This window comes from Flavobacterium sp. JAS (assembly GCF_020991455.1).
GTDB lineage: Bacteria > Bacteroidota > Bacteroidia > Flavobacteriales > Flavobacteriaceae > Flavobacterium.
Genome location: NZ_JAJMOX010000012.1, coordinates 169,355 through 191,510 on the forward strand (window position 1 = coordinate 169,355; position 22,156 = coordinate 191,510).

A 22,156-nucleotide genomic window follows, 5' to 3' on the forward strand; every position below is an offset into this window, starting at 1 on the left:
TTTTAATTTTGTGGCAACATCGTGGCATCATACATTTTCAAAAATTCAAACCTTGGCAAAGACTGCACTCCACAATCTTAGGTTCTAAGCCGTAATAGTATTAAGCCGTTTGAAGCATAGAAATTGCATTATCTCCTAATTAATTATTCTTTAATTTCAAATGTGTCTACAGTGTAGACATAATTGGATTTGAAAACCAAGTGTAGAATTTTATTTTGATTTTGTGCATAAAGCAACTTTTGAATTTGCGAAAATGTTTAATGAACGAAAAGCAAGCTCATACATTTCAAATAACAATCCCGATTCCTCAGTTTGAATACCTCAGGCCGGTAATCCAGCAAAATATTGTTTTTTTTTGGAAAGAAATATAAAAGAGTCTATTTTGAACTAAATCTATAAAAATACCCTTGTCGATCGCAGCATGTTAGAGAACTGTTCCACTATTAATTTAAAATTACTTTTCTTTACTGTAGCATGCGCACGTTCAACTGTTCTAATTTCGAAAGAGTATATGAACTTACTTCCTGAAGACAGCCTAAACATAAAAACCTTTCAGCTCGGCTGAATGCAACATATCCTAAACGAGGATAGTCTGTATCTTCCTTTTCACGCTTAAGTTCTCTTACTTCAGGATCAGTCTCGATCCAAAGTAATAATTCTTCTTCCGTTTTAGCTATAGCCAAGACAGCTTGAGACTCGAGGCCTTTTATTGTATGTATATTACAGACTGTAACAAGATTACCTGTCTGTCTATTATTAAAATCAAATTTTAAATTTTCAATTTTTACAGGTAGCCCTTTCACCATCTCCAATTTAAGTTCCTCTTTAATAAAACTTCCATACGTATTCTCATTTTTAATTTTACCGCTTCTTATAGCTTTAAATACAGATATAGAATATTTTCTCAAGGTATAAATATTAGTATTATAACGCTCACAAAATTGAGTCTGCGTCATTTGAATTGTCGAAAGGATCGCATCCTGTATTACTCTAATTGGAGAAACACCGGTTTCTTTTTTAGGATTCATATAATTATTACCAACTGCTGCAGTAATACGATTTATAACGTCGTTTTTTTTTGCCAGAATACAGCGCTCAGAAATCGGAATTTCTAAACTCTCACACTTCGTATAAAAATCTTCAATCATATGAGTCACAGTTCCCCATTTTTGGGTGAACATGACATCTTCACCTACCTCAGCAGTTTTTCTACCTTTCCTGCACACAGCTTCCTGTTGGAATAACTCAGATTTAAAAGTTCGCCCGTTAAACTTATTAAGAAATGATACTATTTTTTGAGTAGACCGAAAATTCCTCGCATTTAGCTCAATGTCATAGCTAGTGCTTTGCGAAGCTTTTAAAATAGGAATGTACTTAAAAAATTTAATTGAAGAGTCAAAACTCTGAATGTATTGCTCAGGATCACCAACACAATATATTTTGGTTTTCTGTTCTTTACGAATATTTTCGACAATACTGAACACATCATTGCCTGAATCCTGAAACTCATCGACAAATAAAAATTGGAGTCTATTGCTGAGTGCCCTAGCTACCGCTTTATTGCCAATACAATCTTTTGCAATTGAAAGTGTCTGATCAAAAGTTATATAACCTTTTTTATTAAGTTTCTTACGTATTGCTTTCTTCAAAATTGAAGCATCTTGAGGAGTTTTAACTCTATTCGCTTTATCTTTTAAACTTTCAACCTTTGCATATACATCATCAAGACCGCACTGTAGAAACAATTTTTCACTCGAAACTTCCTCGCTTCCAAATGCCGAAAAAGGCATTACAATAAATTTATTCAAAAACGAATGCATTGTTCCTATAAAAAGATTTTCAGGTATGCTTATCTGTTTTGAAACTCTTAAATATATATTGTTGGCAGCAGAATTCGTATAAGTTATTACTGCCATGTATCTGACAGGAGATAGATCAGGCAAAGCTTCAATTATTGATGCTACCATATTATGGGTTTTTCCTGCCCCAGGTCCTGCAATTATTAGTTTAGGTTTTAACTTGGTGTTTTTCATTAGGAAAAGAAATTAATTCCTTCAATAATATATTTTGGAATCACAAATCCGTCAATAGTAGAATCAGAATCTGAAAGATTTAACATCAAAGAATAAGCAAACTCTGACTTGTACCCCTCAATCAAAGCAAAAAAACTATCTGTGTCAATAGCTTTTTTCCGTAAAGCTTCCACGTAAGCTTTTCCACTATTTGGCCTCACTTCCTGCAAAACCTTCAGTAACAGATCCCTCCCTGGTCCTACTAAGTTTTGGTTTATAATATCTTTTTCAAAAGTAGTGTCAACAGTAATACCGACTTTAATCTGTGACACACCTTTATACTTTTCTGCCAGATTATCAGCTCTATCTTTTGCTTTTGTATCTGAATCTCTGTCTGTTAACACAAGGCATTTTTGAAAAAATCCATTTTTTATAATTTCAAGAAAATAACTGAACGCCAAACCATTTACATTCACAACACAACAGCTAGATTTTTCAGTTGAATGATTCATTATTCGTTCAAAAAATACAGGTATTAAAAGTTTTTCGGAAATCCCTTCAACAAGTATGATCTTCCTTGAGTAAAAAATATTAGAATTGACAGCATCAAGATACTTATTAAGATATTTTATTTGTTTTCGTCCTAAAGCATTAGCACTGAAACCATCAAGTACATAATGTGAAGCAATTTTGTCTCCGTCTCTGTAGAGCACTACTGTATTTTCAAAATCAATCTTTGTAGTTATATGTGTTGAATGCGATGTGATCAGCAACTGAATATCTTTCCTAAATTCTTTCTTGCCTTCAATTTTTATAAGTGATTCTATATTATGTGCCAAATGATCCTGAAGATTGGGATGTAAATGCGATTCAGGTTCTTCGAGACCCACGACTCTAAAATATGAGCTATGCCCACGTGTAACATCCTCAACATAAGACAAAACCAAAGAAATAAATAAAAGATTGTTACGACCTGTTCCATTCCTTTCAATTCTTATGGGGTTATCTCCATATATTAAACTTATTTTTTTCAACAGATCAGATACGTCGGGCAGTGAGAAAATTAAATCTACTATATTTGATGTATCATCATTCGTAAGGGAAATCTTGTCCAGCTGGAGAGAAATACCAGCTTTTATCTCTTGGAGAGTTTCATTATCATTAATTGCCTGCTGCAATCCAACCAGCTGTCCTTTAAGATCTTGATATTTCTCTTCTTCTTTAGAATTCAATATTCTGAAAAGAAGCCTGCTGTTGTGGCTAGCTACCAATTCCGTGCATGCATCCCTCAGTGCGTCCAACAGTTCAAACTTCATTTGATTAAGATGATACATGCTCGCACTAGTACTGCTGCTGCTTCCTCCATAAATAGTATAAAAATACTTAGAGATCGGGAAATTTATCAAATCAAGCTTTGCACTGGGAAGAAGATTATCATAAACTTCCTGAGTATGCTCGTTAATAAATTTTTGTATAAAATTTCTTTGATTTTGAAGTTCTTCCTGCCTTTTAAATCTGGGCCCTGGCGCAAATCTGTATGTAAGCGTGGCTTCTGAAAAACTAGCATTACTATACCATTCACCAATAACGGACTCCTGATCTTCATCCCAGCCAGTCAGGGTTGCCTCGATAAAAATCTCTGGCAAAATGATATCTTCAATAGGAATAGTAAAATCCAGCACCTGGCTTTTAAATCTAAGAATCTCTTTATAATTAAAATCCGAAACTTCTAAAATCCGCCTTTTTGTGTAGGATACATCTTGTCCAAAAATAAGCCCAATTGAATCCAGCAGATTTGACTTTCCAATATTATTTTCACCAACAATTAAAGTAAGGGGTTTTAGCTCTATTGTAAAATCATCAAAAGTTCTGTAATTTTTAATAACAAGTTTTGATATATACATAAGGTTAGAAGTGCTTAATTATTTTAAAATAAATATATATTTTTACAAAAAATCAGTTTACTAACAGGCTTCGACTCTTTACACCACTATCCTCCACTATAAATCCTATTAATATTTTTTTTACATGCAATATAGTTTTTTAACTTCATATGTAGGAATATATTTCAAAGAATAAGACTAAATCTGCCAAGCATCAAAATTTTTTACAATATTTTAATTTGAGTCGATTTTTTTAACATATAAAAGGATAGAAAGTACATATTTGACAGCAGCAAAAAAGATTACGATCCGCGAGAACAATTTTTCTAATATATACAAATTATAAAATTGAATAAAAATTTTATACTTATTTTTGAAATTAAACAATTACTATGATAACAAGTATAGAGCAGGCCCTTTTAAGATGCAATCCCGATAAGTTTGCCAATATTTGCAGACTTTACCTCGCTTATAGATACTCGATTGTAAATCCTACCGGTTTAGTTATTGGAAAAGAAAAATCAAAGAAAGGAACTCCTGATAATTTTATATATGATAATGGTTCTTACATATTCAGTGAAATCACAACCACTGATAAAGTTAAATTAATTCCAAAATTAAAGAATGATATCAAACATTGTTTTAATCAAAGTGATATATCTTCTGATAAAATAAGTAGAATTATTTTAATCTGTAATCAAGAGATTACAACTAAACTTCAAGAAGAGCTTAATAATCATAAAAACTCGTTTAACAAATATACCAATTTAGAAGTAATTGGCATAGACGCTTTTGCGACTATTATCTTTAGAGATTTTCCTTCTCTGGCAAGAGAACTGGGTTTAAATATTGACAGTGGTCAAATTTTAGAAATTAGTGAATTTGTTACCCAATATGAGAAATCAAAATTTGCTACGCCTTTATCTAATGCTTTTTTTAACAGAGAAAAAGAATTAGATAAAGGTATTGAATTATTAAACAAATATGACTTTTTACTAATTACAGGACCTGCCGGTGTTGGAAAAACCAAACTTTCGATTCAGTTAGTTACAAATTATTTGAAAAATAACACCCAATACATTATAAAATATATAAGGAACAATAATCAGCTGATTTGGGATGATCTAAAAGTACAGCTTACAAAAAACAACAAGTACATAATTGTTGTTGATGATGCTAATAAACTTAAAAGTAATTTAACTTCAATTATAAATTTTAAAAATGAATTCACTTCAGGTGACATCAAAATTATAATGACTGTTAGAAATTATTTGAAACATGAAGTGGAATCTCAGCTGAGAGAAAATGGTCTAATCGAACTTGCAAATTTTAATAAAGCTGAATTATCTAAAATTCTGCAATCTGATGGATTTAGAATTACTGATTATTATACTGATCGAATTTATTCAATATCAAAAGGAAACCCAAGGATAGCCTTGATGGGGGCCATCGCCGGAAAAAATAACGAAATCGAAAAACTTACAAAAGCGTCCCTGATATTAGAAGAGTATTTTTCGTCAGCTAACAATAGCATTAAAGATGACTTAATTTTATTAAAAACTGCGGGAATATTAACTCTTTTTAGGTCTATCGACATTTCTAATTCAGCTGTTATAGATGAAATTTCGAGGTGTTTTGATATAAACAAAAATGAATTAGTAGAAAAATTAAGCTTATTAGTCAAAAATGAAATTGCTGACGAATATAAAAATACATATAAAATTGCTGACCAAATACTTGGAGAATATATTTTCTACTTAATTTTCATCAAAGAACAGCATATTTCCTTTAAACAGCTATTGATCTTATACTTTGATGAGAATAAAATTTCTTTGATGTCCCTTTTAAATCCGATAATCAGCAATTATGGTTTTCATGAAGTAAAAGATTTGATATTATATGATATTAAACAGAAGTGGAATTTAATTGAAGGATCTCAAGATAAGTCAATAAAATTTTTAGATGTATTTTGGTTTTATTTAGAATCTGAAACGTTGTCCTTTTTAAATAAAATTGTAAGTTCCGAAACAGATTTTAAGGTTGAAAATCTTAGGTTTGAAATCTACAAAAACAATTCACTTGAATCTTATGATGATAAGATAATTGATCTTTTAGTCCAATTTCAAAACCTTCCAGACAAATTTGAAGTTGCTTTAGGATTGTTAATAAAGTATGGATTATCAAACGAAATAAGATTCACCAAAATATTAAAAGTTTTTACACAATCATTTACATATAAAAGATTTAGCTATGAATATAGTTATAAAATTCAAATACAGTTATTTGATTTTTTATATTCAAAAATTAATGAGAATAATCTTTTTTATTCTAAAATTATTCTTTTTATAGCTAGTGAATATTTGATTGACAGCTATCAATGCTATGATGGCGGAGACGGAAGGCAGATCTATTTCAATCAGGTATCTATTGCTCTAACTGAAGATCAAAAGAATTTTAGAACTACACTGTTTAAATTTATCTTTGATTGTTATAAAAATAAAGAATTAAAAAATAATGTACATGATTTTTTTGATAAGCATACCTACGCTCACTTTTATCAAAACGAAAAAAGAGTAATTAATTTTGATAAAAAGCTTTTGATTCCATTCTTTAAAGAAAATTTCAATAACGCAGAGTTCAAAGAATGTGCGATTATACATAATTACATTAGAAAACTCAGAACTTTAAAAATCAGGTACGACAAAAAAGTAATAAATCTTATTAGTTCTCAAGAGTTTAATTTATGGCTATTGTTAGATGAAAAATTCGAAAGAGATGAAAAGGTAATTAATACTTTTTCAGATTACACTTATGATGATTATATAATTTTAATGGAGTCTTTAAACATTATTTATCAAAACAAGTATTCAAATTATTCTTGTTTTGAGAGTATAACAATTCCTGTTTCTGATATATTTGAAAATCTTGCAAATGAAGATTTTGACCTATTTATCAAGGTATTAGAAAAGGCTTTCAATTATGATTATTCAAAACATCTGCATTTTAGAAAAATTATATCAACTGTAAGCTTTGACAATTCTAAAGTCAACAAATTAAAATTAGTATTAAAACAGAGTTTAAGTTTAAATATCGACACTTACTTGTTAGAGCTCTTTACAAGAATTCCAGCTGAGTACTTAAAAAAAGAGGATTACAATTATCTTGTAGATGCAATACAAAAGGAAGATTTCAAAAATATTTGGTTTATAGACGAAATTATAGAAAGAATTTCTGATTTGGATTTGAACATTGAGTTTGAAATTGAAAAATTACTAGATATAATCATCAAAAAAACTGAAACAAACGATAATTTGTTTATGTATGGACGTTTTTTTGAAATTATCTACGAAAAATACTTATTGTCCTTCATAAAAAACTTAAAAAAGATTGAAAAGATATATTTGTATCTTGATAAATCAAGAAGACATTTTGATTATGACTTGAAAGTATTAAAAATGATTCTATTACATGATCCAAATTTTATCATTGACTTGTTAGAATATATTTTTGGTGATAAAAATTACTTATCGAGAGGAGATTTTGATGAAAATGATTTTAAGAAATTATGGAATTTGGATAATTATGAAATTGTGTTTGAAAAAATGCTCAATTATTTGGTGAATTTCAAGAGTATTTTTCTCCATTTGACTTCAGAATTTGCAAGTGCTTTTAATGGAAACAGCCAGAAAGAAATTGATTTTTTGCATACTCAACTGATGAAAACTGAAAATAAAGAAATTATTTTATTAATATTCAATATTATCAGTAGCATCTACAATGACAAAATGCTAGATTTTCTCAAAATAATCATAAATCAAAATTGTGATGCTGACCTTTTCAAAAGACTTGACTTTTATGTTTCTCCAGGAGTTACAATGGGGAGCAGATTACCAAAAATGCAATTTGAATTATCTCAACTGGAAAAAGTAAAAGATTTTCTTGTCCAACAAAACAACATAAACTACTACGAGTTTATTGAAATTATAGATCAAGATATTATGTATATGAAAATGAGTGTTGAAAGTGAAAGAAAAAGAGAATTTATTAGCGAATGGGATTAAATTAATTAAAAATAATGTATTTACTTCTTTTACTAAGTGAGTAGAGTTGCCTCCCTTTTGACCATGCAAAAGAACTATGGTAGATTGGCAGCAAATTCAAATAAAATCTTTATAATTTACTACTTGGACTTTACAGCAGACTTTCAATAACTTTTATAAAGTTGCGGACACTGAAGCTTTTGTTTTTATTCTACCCTTCTCAATAGTTTTTTTATAAAAAATGTAAATTGTACATACAGAGATACAATTGAATGAATCGGTTTGCCGAAAAAGTAGCTGGTAAACTGTAGCCGGTTTTTAATGAAAACATCACATTCCATTCTAAACATTTTGAGGAATCCTATATCCCTGACTGCCTTTGTTAGCATTGTAAATTAAAGTCTGACTCTCTTGTACTGTAAATACTCCTTAGATTATAGAAATTTGGTGCACCATTCGAAATGCCTAAAATTGGCATTCAGGCCAAATTCACTATAGACATAGTGAACAGAAAATATTCTCCTTCAACCTTATTCTTTCTTTCTAGGAATAAAATATCCTTTTATACAGTTTGGGTTTACAATACACAACTGAATATGATTTTTAGTTTTAAACCCGGCATTTTTATAAAGGGCATTTCCTTCAACAAAAATTCCTTTGATACTGTCGTAAGGTTCAAGACCAGCGTCCTTACGCATCTTATGCACAGTATTTATTACAGCACAATCTAAATCTCTAAGCCACAAATCTTTATTTGATCCAACATTTCTATTTTGTGGAATTTCAAAATCAGCAAGAGTTAACATCTCAATAAGAAATTCATGTGCCGCTTTTACCTCTTTAAGATTATCGTAGTCAGTCAAATCCAAGCAATGCTGTAAGTCGATAACTGCACCAAATACAAATGGCTTAGCAATAGCAATTTTCCCCTTAACTGGATGCTTCTTTTTATATGCAATATATTCTTTAGCCCTTGAAAGACTGTTTTCCCAAAAGTAGTAGCCATGACCTAACCAGTCATAAACGTTGGAACTAAGTTTCATCTTAGTTTTATGATTTACAATATCAAGCCCTATGGATTCATCGCATCCGTGAAAACCTAAAGTTAAGCCTGTTTTTTTAGAATACATAATTCTCTGTACTCTTTTCTAAGATTTCCTCCTTTTGTAAGAACACCAATTGTATGCAAAAATTCACGAGCCTTTTCCTTGTCATTGGAAATCTCCGTTTTTTTATCTTCAATTGCTTTTTTATATTTTCTAAGTTCTTGAGTACTCATCTTAAAACGCTTTAGTAACTTTACCTACTTTTACCAACAGAAGTATGTTAGTAACATTAAAAACATAATGTTTTACAAAAATACTTATATATAGCTTTAGATCACCTACATAAACAATACTTATTATCTATTGATAATTCTAAAATCTTTATATTTACCTATAGTATCTCTTTTATAATGTATAAATCTCAAATGTTCCAACATTAGCTTTATGCTTTACATTATATATGTAAGTTATCTTCCTGTTATATGTTTATTTCCTCATACTTCTTTATATGTCTTTTACAACTTACCAAGTACAAAAAAATATAATTTATTTCTAGAATTTTAGTCTTTACTACTGAAGAGAATCAATTTATTTCCTTATTGTATATTATAGTTAACAATAATTTTTCGCGGAACATTTACAATCCATTTATAATTTTCTGCATAAATAGTATCAAAAAAATTTCTGCAATCGAAAAAACATTTTATCTTTGCACCCGCAATGAGAAAAAGATTGCGTCTTACTGGAGGAATGGCAGAGCGGTCGAATGCGGCAGTCTTGAAAACTGTTGACTGTAACAGGTCCGGGGGTTCGAATCCCTCTTCCTCCGCCAAATGAAGTCAAAAAAACGACTTATAAAAACAAAAAGCCTTTAAACACTAACGTTTAAAGGCTTTTTCATTTGAAAGGGTATCGAACCTGCTTAAAAAAATGGTTGCTTTTTTAGTTACCTAATCTATTTTGAGCTCTTTTTATAAATATGGGTCAACTGATTAAATACTAATTTATGATCCATTGCTTCTGAGTATTTTATCAATCTTACCGCTGTTATATAAAAAAATATCTCCCAGCTTAGTGTAGGGCAGAATTCCGGTCTGCCTGTATTTTATGATTGTATTATTGGAGAGTCCAAACATCTTTTTCAAATCCTCATTCCTGTAATATTCAGGCCTCAAGATTTTTCCCTGGCTTATTTTTGAATCAATTGCTTCCAGTCTTGTTACCAAAGGCTCTATCAACTCTTTCACTTCCATCACATAAGATTGCCTCTTTTCTTTCTTCATCATCATTGAGTCTTTTAAATATTATTAATCTTTTCTCTTATCCTTTCTACCACTTTTCCAGTCTTCTCCTACGCTCCTGCATCACTGCAATAAAATCATCTAAAAATTTAATCTGCTTCATCTTATAGGTATATCCTTTGCATTCAGAAAACTGCCTGCTTATTGTGCTTATTATCTTCTGGTCGCCATCATTATCATTATAAGTAAAATTTTCACTCATAAATTTCTGAAAATTGGTTCGATTTTTTTTCGCATCATTTGAATCAAAATATAAAATACCTTCATCCATTAAAATATAGAAAAGATTTGCAAGCTCGATTTTATTATAAGAGCTTCTACATTTATTAGTACAAGAGAATGCTTGGTTCTGAACATTCACAAACTCATTTTTTTGTACCAGACTTTCTATATTTTTTAATCTCATATCGAGTTTAAAAAAATTATCTATAATATTATATGTTTTAGCTTTTTTCATTTTTACTCGCCTATTTGAAATGAAAATATATCGTACTACGCTTTTGCTTATTTTTAGTTGGAACATAAGTTAAGTAACCGTATGCATGCAATTCTCCAATACATTTATAATAAGTCTTCAGCGAAGAAATTTTAGCTATTTTCTGAATTTCAAAGCCGTATACTTGTATAGGATTTATTGACCCATTATTTTTTCGAAATTGAATAAGTGTTGCAAATATTGCAATATGAGTAGTATTGATTCGGAAATCTCTTTCAATAGCCAGAAAAAAATCTGATAAAGGTTTTGAATAATCCATTTTACTTCTCTTTGATTTCAACAAAAATCAAAGTAACAATTAAACAAATTTATCCACAAGTACAACTTTTGTTGTACCCAAGTTGTACCCTTGATTTAAACCTAAAGCTAAAATTGGGTCAATAGTTAAAAATACTATATAAATATAGGCTCTAAGACTTAACTTTTAGAAATATATGCAAAGTTAAAAGTCTTTGAAAAGAATGAAGGATTGAAGAGTACAATTAAAAAATGCTAAGTTTTTATAATTCTAACCATTGCATTTAATAACAAATAAGTAAATTTTTTACTCATTCATCTTTCTTTAAGTCAAAGTCAAAATCAAAAAAATCTTGTGGATGAACATCTAACGCTCTAGCCAAATCAAAGATCGTTTTTAATTGAATGCTTTTTTGGCCCTTTTCAGTTTTACTTATCTGACTATGATCAACATTACACATTTGAGCAAGCTTTCTATAGCTCAGTTTTTTAGCTGTTCTAAACTTATGCAAATTGTTACCGAATGATATTAAAAATTTGCTGTTTTGCTCCTTCTCCATTTGAAATATTTAGAACATGTAATTTCAGCTATTAGAAAAAAAATATTGTAGTATTTAAATGCTACTTAATATATTTTTTGTTATATTTGTTCCATTATTAATTACATTTGCGAAACTTCTTTTAAAAATATAGAAGCATTCGCTTTGAATCTCGTACTAGAAAATTGGCCTTTTCATTTACCACGAGAGAATAAGCAAGATGCTCACGTCCATTGGCGTGGGCTCACTTATTCGTGGTAAGGTATGGCCAATACCTCTAGTGCAATAAGCTGAGTTCCATGCCTTTTTTATTCTTACAACTCTCTTATTTTATTCTTAGCAATGAGTTCGTTTCGCATTTTATCAATGCTTTAACTATTTACTATTTAAAATTTATGAATAAAAACGTATCCATTTTTTTATCTTAAAAAGATAAAAAGACTCTCTACCTCGTCGCCAAACTAGTATAGAGAGCCTTTAAGCTAATCAAATATCATTTAACTAACCAATCCCAATATTATGAATTATTTTTCATTTTACAAGGATGGAAGAGCTCTCTATTGCCTAATTTTCACTGGCATTTTGCTATCTTTTTCATCGTCATTCGCTAAAATTTTAGAGCATTCGCACACGTCATTTTTACACCAACATACTGTTGAAGGTATTGTAACTGACGGGACTTCTCCACTTCCTGGAGTTACAGTAACTATAAAAAACAAAATAAACAATGTCTGCATTACCGACTTTAACGGTCAATATTCACTTGTTGTATCATCAAATGATACGCTAGTTGTTTCCTTTATTGGATTTAAGAAGGCAATTATTCCTATTCAGGGACGTACTAAAATTGATATCAAACTTCAGTATGACACTACCACATTACAGGAAGTAAAAATTAATGCAGGTTATTATTCGGTTAAAGAAAGCGAGCGTACTGGCAATATAGCAAAAATCACCGCAAAGGATATCGACAAACAGCCTGTTACCAATATACTTTCTGCAATGCAAGGTCATATGTCAGGAGTTACAATTACCCAAACAACCGGAACACCAGGAGGTGGATTTGATGTGCAGATAAGAGGAACTAATAGTTTACGTGCTGATGGAAACCAACCTCTTTACATAATCGATGGAGTTCCTTATGCATCAAATTCTATATCCAATAATAATATCTCGTCGATTATTATTCCAAGTGCTAATGTAAGTCCCTTAAGTTCAATTAATCCTTCAGACATTGAAAGTATCGAAGTGCTTAAAGATGCGGACGCTACTGCTATTTATGGATCCCGCGGTGCTAATGGAGTTATATTAATAAATACAAAAAAAGGCAAGGAAGGAAAAACCCGATTCACAATCAATACAAATACAGCCGTAGGAAATGTGACTCGTTACATGAATTTAATGCATACGGATCAATATTTGGACATGCGAAAAGAAGCATTTGCAAATGATGGAATTGTAAAATATCCAGCAGCAGCCTATGATGTAAATGGTACTTGGGATCAAAATCGCTACACAGACTGGCAAAAAGAACTTATTGGAGGTACGGCTCAAATAAACGATGGTCAGATATCAATAAATAGTGGATCTGCGCAGACGCAATTTCTTCTTAGTGGTAATTATCATAATGAAACAACCGTTTTCCCTGGTGATTATAAATATAAAAGAGGCGGAGTAAACTTTAATCTAAATCATCAATCAGAAGATAATAAGTTTAAAATAAATTTGTCTGCCTCATATTCTTCACAAAATAATAATTTACCCGCAACTGATTTTACACGGGAAGCAAGATCGTTGTCTCCTAACGCACCTGCTCTCTATGATGCTTTTGGAAACCTCAATTGGGAAAACGGGACGTTTAATAATCCTTTGCGCAATCTTCAGGCAGTATACAAAGCTAATACAGCTAATCTTATTGCAAATACAATTTTGTCATACCAGATAATTCCAGAATTGGAAATTAAAACAAGCATCGGATTTAGTGATCTCCGTTATGATGAAACCAGAACTTCACCTTCGACAATATACAATCCTTCACTTGGTCTGGGAAGCGAATCTTCATCATTATTTGTCAATAATAGCACTAGAGAATCGTGGATTATTGAACCTCAATTGAATTGGAATAAAAAAATTGGGAATGGTAAAATAGAACTTTTGGCTGGTGCTACTTTTCAACAGCAAAAAACCGCACAGCTTGTACAAGAAGCAGATGGTTTTGCAAGTAACAGCTTAATTTATGATCTTGCTTCAGCCACATATCTTTATGTATTTACAAATCAGCAGACACAATATAAATATCAAGCATTCTTTGGCAGAGTAAACTTTAATTGGAAAGACCGTTACATTGTAAATTTCACAGGACGAAGAGACGGCTCTAGTCGATTTGGTCCGGGTAATCAATTTGCCAATTTTGGTGCCGTTGGAGCAGCCTGGTTATTTTCAAAAGAGCCATTGTTAGAAAATAACATTCTAAGCTTTGGGAAATTGAGAGCCAGTTACGGAACTACTGGCAATGACCAAATCGGAGACTATAACTTCTTAGACACCTATAGTTCTGCAGGCAATAATTATCAAGGAACAGTCGGCCTGCAGCCCAATCGCTTATATAATCCAAATTTTGGATGGGAAACCAACAAAAAAATGGAAATAGCCTTAGATCTTGGGTTTATCAAAGATCGTATTTTTTTAACGACTGCCTATTTCCGCAATCGTTCATCCAACCAATTAGTTGGAGTTCCGCTTCCTGGAACTACAGGATTCAATTCCATATTAGCAAACCTAAATGCAACAGTTGAAAATACAGGACTAGAACTGACTATTCGAACAGTAAATATTGAAAACCAAAATTTCAAGTGGACAACAAATCTAAATTTGACTGTTCCAAAAAATAATTTAATAGCGTTCCCTCAATTGGAAAACTCTACCTATGCTAACCAATATGTAATTGGAAAACCCATCAATATTCAAAAGGTATACAATTACATAGGCCTCAATACCCAAACTGGAATTTATCAATTTGAAGATGTCAATAAAGACGGAAAAATTTCATCCCCTGATGATAGACAAACAGTTAAAGATTTCAGTCCAAAATATTATGGCGGTCTGCAAAATCAATTCAACTTAAAAAGATGGCAGTTTGATTTTCTATTTCAATACGTTAAACAAGAAAACTGGAATTCAATAAGCATGTTAGGCATGCCTGGGGGTATGTCCAATAAAACTGAAGAAGTATTAAATCGCTGGCAGAATTCTGGAGATACTGGACCTTATCAAATGTACAGTTCAGGAACAAATTCACTGGTAACAACAGCAAACAACTTATACACCAACAGTAATGCCGCTATAACTGATGCATCATATCTTAGGCTTAAAAACATTTCGATATCCTATAATCTACCTGAAAACAGCCTGAAAAATTTAAAATGCCGTATTTCTCTTCAAGGCCAGAATATACTAACCTTCACCTCTTATAAAGGAGCTGATCCTGAGCTTATAGTATCTGGCTTTTTACCTCCTCTTAAAATATATGCATTAGGATTACAGCTTATTTTCTAACACTAACAACTATGAAAAATTATATACAACAGAGACAGCTAATTTTCTTTACTGGTAATAAAATAAAATTATCAATTTATTTCGTTTGGATACCGATATTTTGCTCTTTACTCTACTCCTGTGATAGTTTTGTGGATGTGGATCTTCCAACTTCTCAATTAACAGGATATACAGTATTCGAAAATAAAAATACTGCCAATGCTGCTTTGGTAAATGTTTACGCTCAGATAAGAGACAACGGATTAATAACAGGAAAACCAACAGGAATTTCTAATCTTTTAGGAAACTACTCGGATGAATTAACGTTTTATGGAACAGATAGTAATGCTGCTAAAGATTTCTATAATAATACTATTATAGCATCAAATACTACTATCGCAGGATGGTGGAATAATACATACAAACAAATATATGCTGCAAATGCTGTAATTGAAGGAGTATCTAGTAATACAAAACTTATTGAATCAGACAAAAATCAATTATTGGGCGAAGCTCTTTTTATCAGAGCACTGCTTCATTTTTATCTTGTTAATATTTATGGCCATATACCATACATTACAACTACTTCTTACCAAACAAATGCTGTCGTTTCTAAGAAACTTGTCTCTGAGATATATTCTGAGGTTATAAATGATTTACAAAAAGCAATATCGTTATTACCCTCTAATTATATTACTTCGGGTCGTGTTCGTCCAAATAAATCAGCAGTACAAGCGTTGTTAGCAAGAGTATATTTGTACGATAATCGATGGGAATTGGCCGAACAAACCGCTTCTCTGCTAATTAATAACACAAATCTGTACCCATGGGAAAACAATATTGATAAAGTATTTTTAAAAGAAAGCACCTCAACTATTTGGCAGTTAATGCCCTCAGTAGCTGGTAAAAACACTGATGAAGGAAATCTTTTTCTTTTTACCAGTGGACCGCCAACACTTGTTGCTTTAAATAATGACCTAATTACAGCTTTTAGTTCCAATGATATAAGAAAAACCCATTGGATAAAATCAGTCACCAACGGAACCTCAACTTGGTATCACGCTAATAAATACAAACAAAAAAGTCCAACGGGAACCTCTGTTGAATATTCAATTATAATGCGTTTAGAAGAACAGTATCTCATTCGTGCGGAAGCAAGAGTACATCTCAATAAATTGGAAGAAGCCAAAGAAGATTTAAATAAGATTAGAAATCGTGCAGGTCTTCAAAACACAACTGCAACAACAACTGAAAATCTTCTGCAGGCTATTCTCAACGAAAGAAAGCTTGAGTTATTTACTGAGCTCGGACATCGATTTTTCGATCTTAAAAGAACAGCAAATCTGGATAATGTTCTTTCTGGAACAAAACCTGGATGGAATACTACTGACAGACTCTTTCCAATCCCTGATTCTGAGTTGAGGGTAAATCCAAATCTGCTTCCTCAAAATGACGGATATTAAAAAACATTTACACATCCAATGAAAATCAATAACAAAAGACTAGTACAGGTTGAGTCATTTTTATCCCGTATTACATTTTTATTTTTTGTTTTAGTAGCCTGCCCTTTATTGGGGCAGGTAAAACAAAAAAAGATGCTTCAGGAATCCGACTATCATCTGTGGCACACACTGCAATCTGAAAATATTTCTGAAAACGGAAATTGGATAAGTTACAAACTAGTTTATCCAAATGGTAAAGACACTCTTTTTGTTAGAAATACAAAACTGGACATACAGTATGTTTTTCCAAATGCATTTAATGGAAGTTTCAATAGGGAAGAAAGCTTCGCTTGCATTACTCCAATAGCAGGATTGCAAATACTTAATTTAAAAACTGGCAAGTCGCATACTTACCCTGGAATAACCCAATACAAATACACAAAGAATAAAGAATATATAATTACATACAGCAAAGCTGGAAATGCTTCTCTGGAAATAAAAAAATCCTCAGGATTAACAATAATGAAAATTGATAATGTTCGCGAATATAAAATAGCTCCACAAGAAAATGCTGTTATGTTTTCTGATGGCCATCGCATCGGATTTATAACTTTAACTGACAAACTGGAAAAGACTATCATTGTTGAAAAGTCCGAAAATTCATTTTTTAATTTAACGTGGCAAAGCAATGGAAATGCTGTTGCCTTTTTACAAAAAAAAGATGATCTCGGTGAAAACAATTTATTTTTCTTTAACCTTAAAAATAATAAGCTTTTTGAATTCGATTCCGAAAAACTTTTAAACCTTAAAAGTGATATCACAATTAGTCCTACAGTGACGACTAAATTGACAATATCTGATGATGGACAGCGTGTTTTCTTTGGAGTAAAAAAACGGGAATATAATTATTCCGTAATTGATTCAACACAAGTACAAATATGGAATGCCTCTGATAAGTTATTGTATTCGCAGCGAGAAGAAATTGGGCAATGGGATAAAGTAGCCAAGCTTGCTGTTTGGTTTCCTTATGAAGATAAATTCAAACAAATAACGAGTAATCAACTTCCTAAAGTAATCCTGGCTGGACACCAAAAGTTTGCTATCACATTTAATCCGTGGCAATATGAACCCCAGTACAAACAGCAGGGAGATATCGACCTCAGCTTAACCGATCTAATATCAGGGGATTCAATTAGAATATTGGCCAAACATTCTGGAAATAAAAATCATACTATTATATCCCCAGAAGGTAATTTCATAACATATTTTAAAGATCAGAAGTGGTGGGTATATGATATGTTGAAAAAGATTCACATTAACTGCTCAGCCAATATTAACCAGCCTCTATTTGACCAAAATTATAACTCAGCAGGTGAAGTTCCTGCATATGGAATTTTAGGCTGGACAAAAAATGACTCTTCACTATTGCTTTATGATCAATTTGACATCTGGGAAGTTTCTCCCGATGGCAGAACAGCTAAAAGATTAACACACGGCAGAGAAAAAAACATACAATTCAGGATAGCAAAACAGCAGCATGAAAATTTTAAAACAGAAAACTACAATGGTTTCTATGCTGTAGAAATTGATCTCGACCATGCATTAATTCTTCAGGCAAAAAACAATGAAAAAAGCGGTTATTTTATTTGGAATAAAACCGATGCGGAAAAGCCTCTGGTTTTTAATAAAATGAAAAATAGCTATCTGATGAAATCTTCAAAAGGAGAAAGTTATATTTTTCAGCAGCAGAGTTATGAAAAAGCTCCTTCACTCTGGTTTAAAAAAGATAAAAAAAGCAGTAATAGGTTAATTGTTCAAAGCAATAGACAGCAGAAAGATTTTTATTGGGGTAAGGCTGAAAAAATTCATTATTCTAACAAAAATGGAACATCTTTAACAGGCGCACTTTTTTATCCTGCTAATTATAATCCCGCTAAGAAATATCCCTTAATAGTCAGCATCTATGAATTAAAATCTCAGGAATTTTATCAATATGTTAATCCCACTTTGTATTCTGATACAGGATTTAACGTAACGAATTATACCGCTCAAGGCTATTTCGTTTTGTGCCCTGATATTATATACGAAATTGGGAATCCCGTTATTTCTGCAGTAGATTGTGTTCTTTCAGCAACTCAGTCTGTAATCGACAAAGGTATTATTCAAAAAGATAAGATAGGTTTGATAGGCCACTCTTTTGGAGGTTATGAAACTAATTTTATAATTACCCAAACCAACTTATTTGCAGCTGCAGTATCTGGTGCAGGTGTGGCAGATTTAACAAGCTGGTATTTAACAATTGGATGGAATACTGGTACTCCTGAAATATGGCGTTTTGAAAATCAGCAATGGCGTATGGGAAAATCACTTTTTGAAGATAAACAGGCATACAGCCGTAACTCTCCATTGGAATTTGCACAAAACATTCAAACTCCATTACTCTCCTGGACAGGCAAGCAGGATAGGCAAGTGCATTGGCATCAAAGTATAGAATTTTACTTAGCATTGCGAAGACTGCAAAAAGAGCATATTTTATTAGTGTATCCTCAGGAAAAGCATGTTATAATGAATCCAAAGGATCAGGAAGATCTCAGCAATCATATTAAACAGTGGTTCGATTATCATCTGCAGAATAAAAGCCTTCCCTCTTGGGTTAGTTATAAATAAAAACAATGCAGTTCTTTATAAAAATAGAACTGCATTGTAAATGAACCTAACATTCTAGTCAAGCCCTTTAAAGATTAGTTTAATTTGTATAAGACTTTGTTACAAGTAGTACCACTGGCATTCAAACCAAAAACTTGTTGATTTGTGTCCTCAATGGTACAAATTTCACTCCCTTGATTGTTACAATCAATTGATTCAGAACATGGATTCGGATTATTGATGTATCCTTGTTCAGGCGCACTTACATTAGTTGCTTTGCCATTTGGACTTGAGGCAAAAGCACCTGCAATTGCAAGGGCAAACGCTGCCACAGGCAAAAGCTTTTTCACATTTAATGTTTTCATGATAATAAAAATTAAATTAAAAAAATATCTACTTTTTTTACAGGTGTTCGATTACATTCCTGATACTGAGCGCTAAGTATATGATAATCATAATTCACTTTTGTAATGCTGTAAGAGTGAATTACTAAGTTGATAACAAACTATATAATTACCAATAAGAGCATAAAGGTAATTCTCATGAACAATAATGTTTCTTATTTTTTGGTCTCCGATATTATAAACATAAAAGCTCGAAACATAAGAAGCATCATTCAAATCATAAACATCAACAGTACTTGCCTGGTTCCATAAATCTTTCGACTCATATAATCCATGAACTGGCGAGTAAATAAAAAGAAGGTTTTTATATACTGTACTGGCTTTGTTAACGATAATCGGAGGTGCCGACATTTTCTTTTGATTCCTACTTGTAATGTTGGAAATTTTAATTTGTGCCTGACTTGTAGTATCTATAGTTTTTCCTATATATTTTAAGTCAAGGGAATCATTAGCTACCACGAATTCATTCCGATATAAATAAACATAAACGATACGTTTTATCTTTGGGCTGTAATGCAGCATGCCATCTGTATCAAAAACTCCATCAATTTGTTTCTGCAAAAGTTTTGGATTTAATTTTACTTTTTGATTCTTTCCCAGAAAGATGGATCCAATTACATTCTCATTACTTTTTATGGCTTGTCCTCTAAAGGCCATAGTAAGAGAATCAATTGGGGTTATTAATGAGAAGAAAGCTTTTTGATTCATAAATAACGATGCTTTCCAATCTGAGATTTTTCCCCTAAATAGGCAAGGGACATTTCCATCGGCAACAAAAAAGTAGGGTGCTGAAATATTAATTTTGACGGCTTTAAATTTAAAATCACTCTTATCCAACTCTATTTTAAATGATGTTTTCTTTTGCAAAACGCTATCGAATGACACGAGATGTAACGGCGCAGTATTATTTCCTAAGTATAAATTTTCATTTACTGCTCCAGCAAAATAATACGAATTATAAAGAAGATCAACTTCACTCCTTTTCACCGCCTGATGATGAGGAAATCGGCGTACAAAATTGTTCCTATGATGCATTATATTTTCAGATGAAATAAACAAAACAGTCACTAAGCCAACACTAAAAAAAATCGAAAGGGCAAAAGAACTGGCAAGAACAGCGGGTTTTGAAATAAAAGATGTCTTAGACACCCTACTGGCCGATATCAGGATACCCGCTGCTGCCAGCATTATGAAAACCAAATTAAAAAAGAAATGTTCCTTCCATCCCATTTTTTCCAAAATCCCGCCACAAGAACATGGAATAAAAGAGCTGTAATTTAAAATAATATAGATGTATGATGTAAACATGACCATCAAGCTAAAAGATGCAAAAAGACTGATTAATCTCCATCTTTTCAATAAAATAAATAATGCTATAAGTAATTCAATCATCGGTATCATCCAGGCAATTGATCCGGCAAAAGCACTTAATAAAGGAGACTGTCCCAATTGAACCTGAAAATTTTCAAAATCAAGCAATTTACTTACTGCTGCGTAAACAAATAGAATCATATATGATAAACAAATCATGTCAAGAATTATACTTTTTATTGCTGCACTAAGTTTCATGATTTCTCATTTTTAGTTAATGATTTAATAATTTTTCACTTATTTGGATTTTCGCAATATTTACAATTTCCTACCTTGGCAGACATATTGGAATCCATTATCAAGAAATTTGATTATTTTTAAGTTGCATTGATTTCCAGATAAAAGCATAGGCCAAAATTACAACAGCCTAATTGAGAAAGAAACATCAAAAACACGCCAAAAAACATCAAAACCATGCCATTTTCACTTTAAAAAATTTCTTTATATACTAATAATATAAATAATGTATTATTAATACATTGGCTACAGTTAGTTTCGTTTGCATTTCTACAGATACAAATTTACCGTTGTAATTTTGAACGCTTGCTGTCAAAATCAAGCCAAAATCTTTAAAAAACAGGCTTTTTTCATAAATTAAGAAATAATTTTCTTACAATTTGTTTGTTTCTCATAAAAAAATGGTATTAAACATCTGATTTTTAATTTTCTAAAGTTGTTTATTTTAAACAAAATTACACTACCCTTTTTAGTTACTTGTTATCCAAAACAGGCCAAAATTTTTCCAAAACAGGCTTTTTTAGTTAAAGTTTTAAAATGATAACCGGTCTTTTAATAAAATGAATCTTTAATCATTTTATTAACAATAAAAATTTAAATCAGAAAAAAATCAAAGCAAAATATTGGACACATCCAGAGAAGTGCGCATAATGACTTTTTCTCGTTCCTCTAAAAAGCCACCCTTCGGGACTTATAGCACTTCAACTGTCCGATTGTCCAATTAAATACTGCTTTCTTTTTTTCCTTTTTCTTTTTTAAATATTTATTCATTCTACTGTCTGTATTCATCATAGGTAAATTTTACTCATCAAAATTTCTAAGATTCTCATTAAATTAGTCACTGGCTTTAAAAAAATCTCCAAAGATGTCCACGTTCCTGACATCAGCAAGATGAACGGTTGTTTAACAACCGCCTATCTTGCCACCCTTTGCCTCGGAACTCGGCGGTGGAGAAACTTAAAAGCAAA

13 protein-coding genes and 1 tRNA gene are annotated in these 22,156 nt (G+C 31.5%); 5 read left to right on the forward strand and 9 right to left on the reverse strand.

From position 1 onward, the window contains the following. Positions 1-464: 464 nt before the first annotated feature. Both LPB88_RS18825 and LPB88_RS18830 read right to left on the reverse strand, forming a co-directional pair. Positions 465-2,033: a UvrD-helicase domain-containing protein gene (locus LPB88_RS18825; protein ID WP_230717219.1), complete on the reverse strand. Its 1,569-nt coding sequence runs from the start codon at positions 2,031-2,033 to the stop codon at positions 465-467. After that, positions 2,033-3,916 (reverse strand): ATP-dependent endonuclease, encoded by a 1,884-nt coding sequence (locus tag LPB88_RS18830; protein ID WP_230717220.1) that lies wholly within the window; start codon positions 3,914-3,916, stop codon positions 2,033-2,035. The genes LPB88_RS18825 and LPB88_RS18830 overlap by 1 nt, the downstream gene beginning before the upstream one ends. Positions 3,917-4,287: 371 nt before the next feature. Here LPB88_RS18830 and LPB88_RS18835 point away from each other — a divergent pair, with 371 nt between their 5' ends. Continuing rightward, positions 4,288-7,956 carry an ATP-binding protein gene (locus LPB88_RS18835; protein WP_230717221.1) on the forward strand — a complete coding sequence of 1,223 codons (3,669 nt, stop codon included), beginning with the start codon at positions 4,288-4,290 and terminating at the stop codon, positions 7,954-7,956. 509 nt (positions 7,957-8,465) lie between these two features. Here the strand turns inward: LPB88_RS18835 and LPB88_RS18840 are convergent. Together LPB88_RS18840 and LPB88_RS18845 are read right to left on the reverse strand one after the other, a co-directional pair. Continuing rightward, entirely contained in the window at positions 8,466-9,065 is a 600-nt protein-coding gene (locus tag LPB88_RS18840) for a hypothetical protein (protein ID WP_230717222.1), read from the reverse strand. Then, a complete protein-coding gene (locus LPB88_RS18845; protein ID WP_230717223.1) occupies positions 9,041-9,214 on the reverse strand; it encodes a hypothetical protein in 174 nt (57 codons plus the stop codon). Before LPB88_RS18845 ends, LPB88_RS18840 begins: the two co-directional genes overlap by 25 nt. A 511-nt stretch (positions 9,215-9,725) precedes the next feature. Here LPB88_RS18845 and LPB88_RS18850 point away from each other — a divergent pair. Further along, positions 9,726-9,813: transfer RNA gene (locus LPB88_RS18850), tRNA-Ser, on the forward strand. Between the two features lie 172 nt (positions 9,814-9,985). Here LPB88_RS18850 and LPB88_RS18855 read toward each other — a convergent pair. The 3 genes from LPB88_RS18855 to LPB88_RS18870 form a co-directional block, all read right to left on the reverse strand. After that, the gene (locus LPB88_RS18855; protein ID WP_230717224.1) at positions 9,986-10,267 is read right to left on the reverse strand and encodes a helix-turn-helix domain-containing protein; all 282 of its coding nucleotides are present in this window, start codon (positions 10,265-10,267) and stop codon (positions 9,986-9,988) included. A gap of 43 nt (positions 10,268-10,310) precedes the next feature. Beyond that, the gene (locus tag LPB88_RS18860; RefSeq protein ID WP_230717225.1) at positions 10,311-10,739 is read right to left on the reverse strand and encodes a hypothetical protein; all 429 of its coding nucleotides are present in this window, start codon (positions 10,737-10,739) and stop codon (positions 10,311-10,313) included. 587 nt (positions 10,740-11,326) lie between these two features. Next, positions 11,327-11,575: a helix-turn-helix domain-containing protein gene (locus tag LPB88_RS18870; protein ID WP_230717227.1), complete on the reverse strand. Its 249-nt coding sequence runs from the start codon at positions 11,573-11,575 to the stop codon at positions 11,327-11,329. A 498-nt stretch (positions 11,576-12,073) separates the two neighbouring features. On the opposite strand from LPB88_RS18870, the gene LPB88_RS18875 reads away from it, so the two are divergent. The 3 genes from LPB88_RS18875 to LPB88_RS18885 are packed head-to-tail and all read left to right on the forward strand — an operon-like array spanning position 12,074 to position 19,197. Beyond that, positions 12,074-15,109, forward strand: a complete 3,036-nt coding sequence (locus tag LPB88_RS18875; protein WP_230717228.1) for a SusC/RagA family TonB-linked outer membrane protein — start codon at positions 12,074-12,076, stop codon at positions 15,107-15,109. Positions 15,110-15,120: 11 nt separating this feature from the next. Then, complete coding sequence (locus LPB88_RS18880; RefSeq protein ID WP_230717229.1) at positions 15,121-16,551, forward strand: RagB/SusD family nutrient uptake outer membrane protein; 1,431 nt, start codon at positions 15,121-15,123, stop codon at positions 16,549-16,551. A gap of 18 nt (positions 16,552-16,569) precedes the next feature. Continuing rightward, on the forward strand, positions 16,570-19,197 hold the full coding sequence (locus LPB88_RS18885; protein ID WP_230717230.1) for a S9 family peptidase: 2,628 nt from the start codon (positions 16,570-16,572) through the stop codon (positions 19,195-19,197). Positions 19,198-19,271: 74 nt separating this feature from the next. Here the strand turns inward: LPB88_RS18885 and LPB88_RS18890 are convergent, their stop codons facing one another. Both LPB88_RS18890 and LPB88_RS18895 read right to left on the reverse strand, forming a co-directional pair. Beyond that, positions 19,272-19,541, reverse strand: a complete 270-nt coding sequence (locus LPB88_RS18890) for a DUF6520 family protein (protein ID WP_230717231.1) — start codon at positions 19,539-19,541, stop codon at positions 19,272-19,274. A gap of 87 nt (positions 19,542-19,628) precedes the next feature. Then, complete coding sequence (locus tag LPB88_RS18895) at positions 19,629-21,149, reverse strand: MauE/DoxX family redox-associated membrane protein (protein ID WP_230717232.1); 1,521 nt, start codon at positions 21,147-21,149, stop codon at positions 19,629-19,631. Between the last annotated feature and the right edge of the window lie 1,007 nt (positions 21,150-22,156).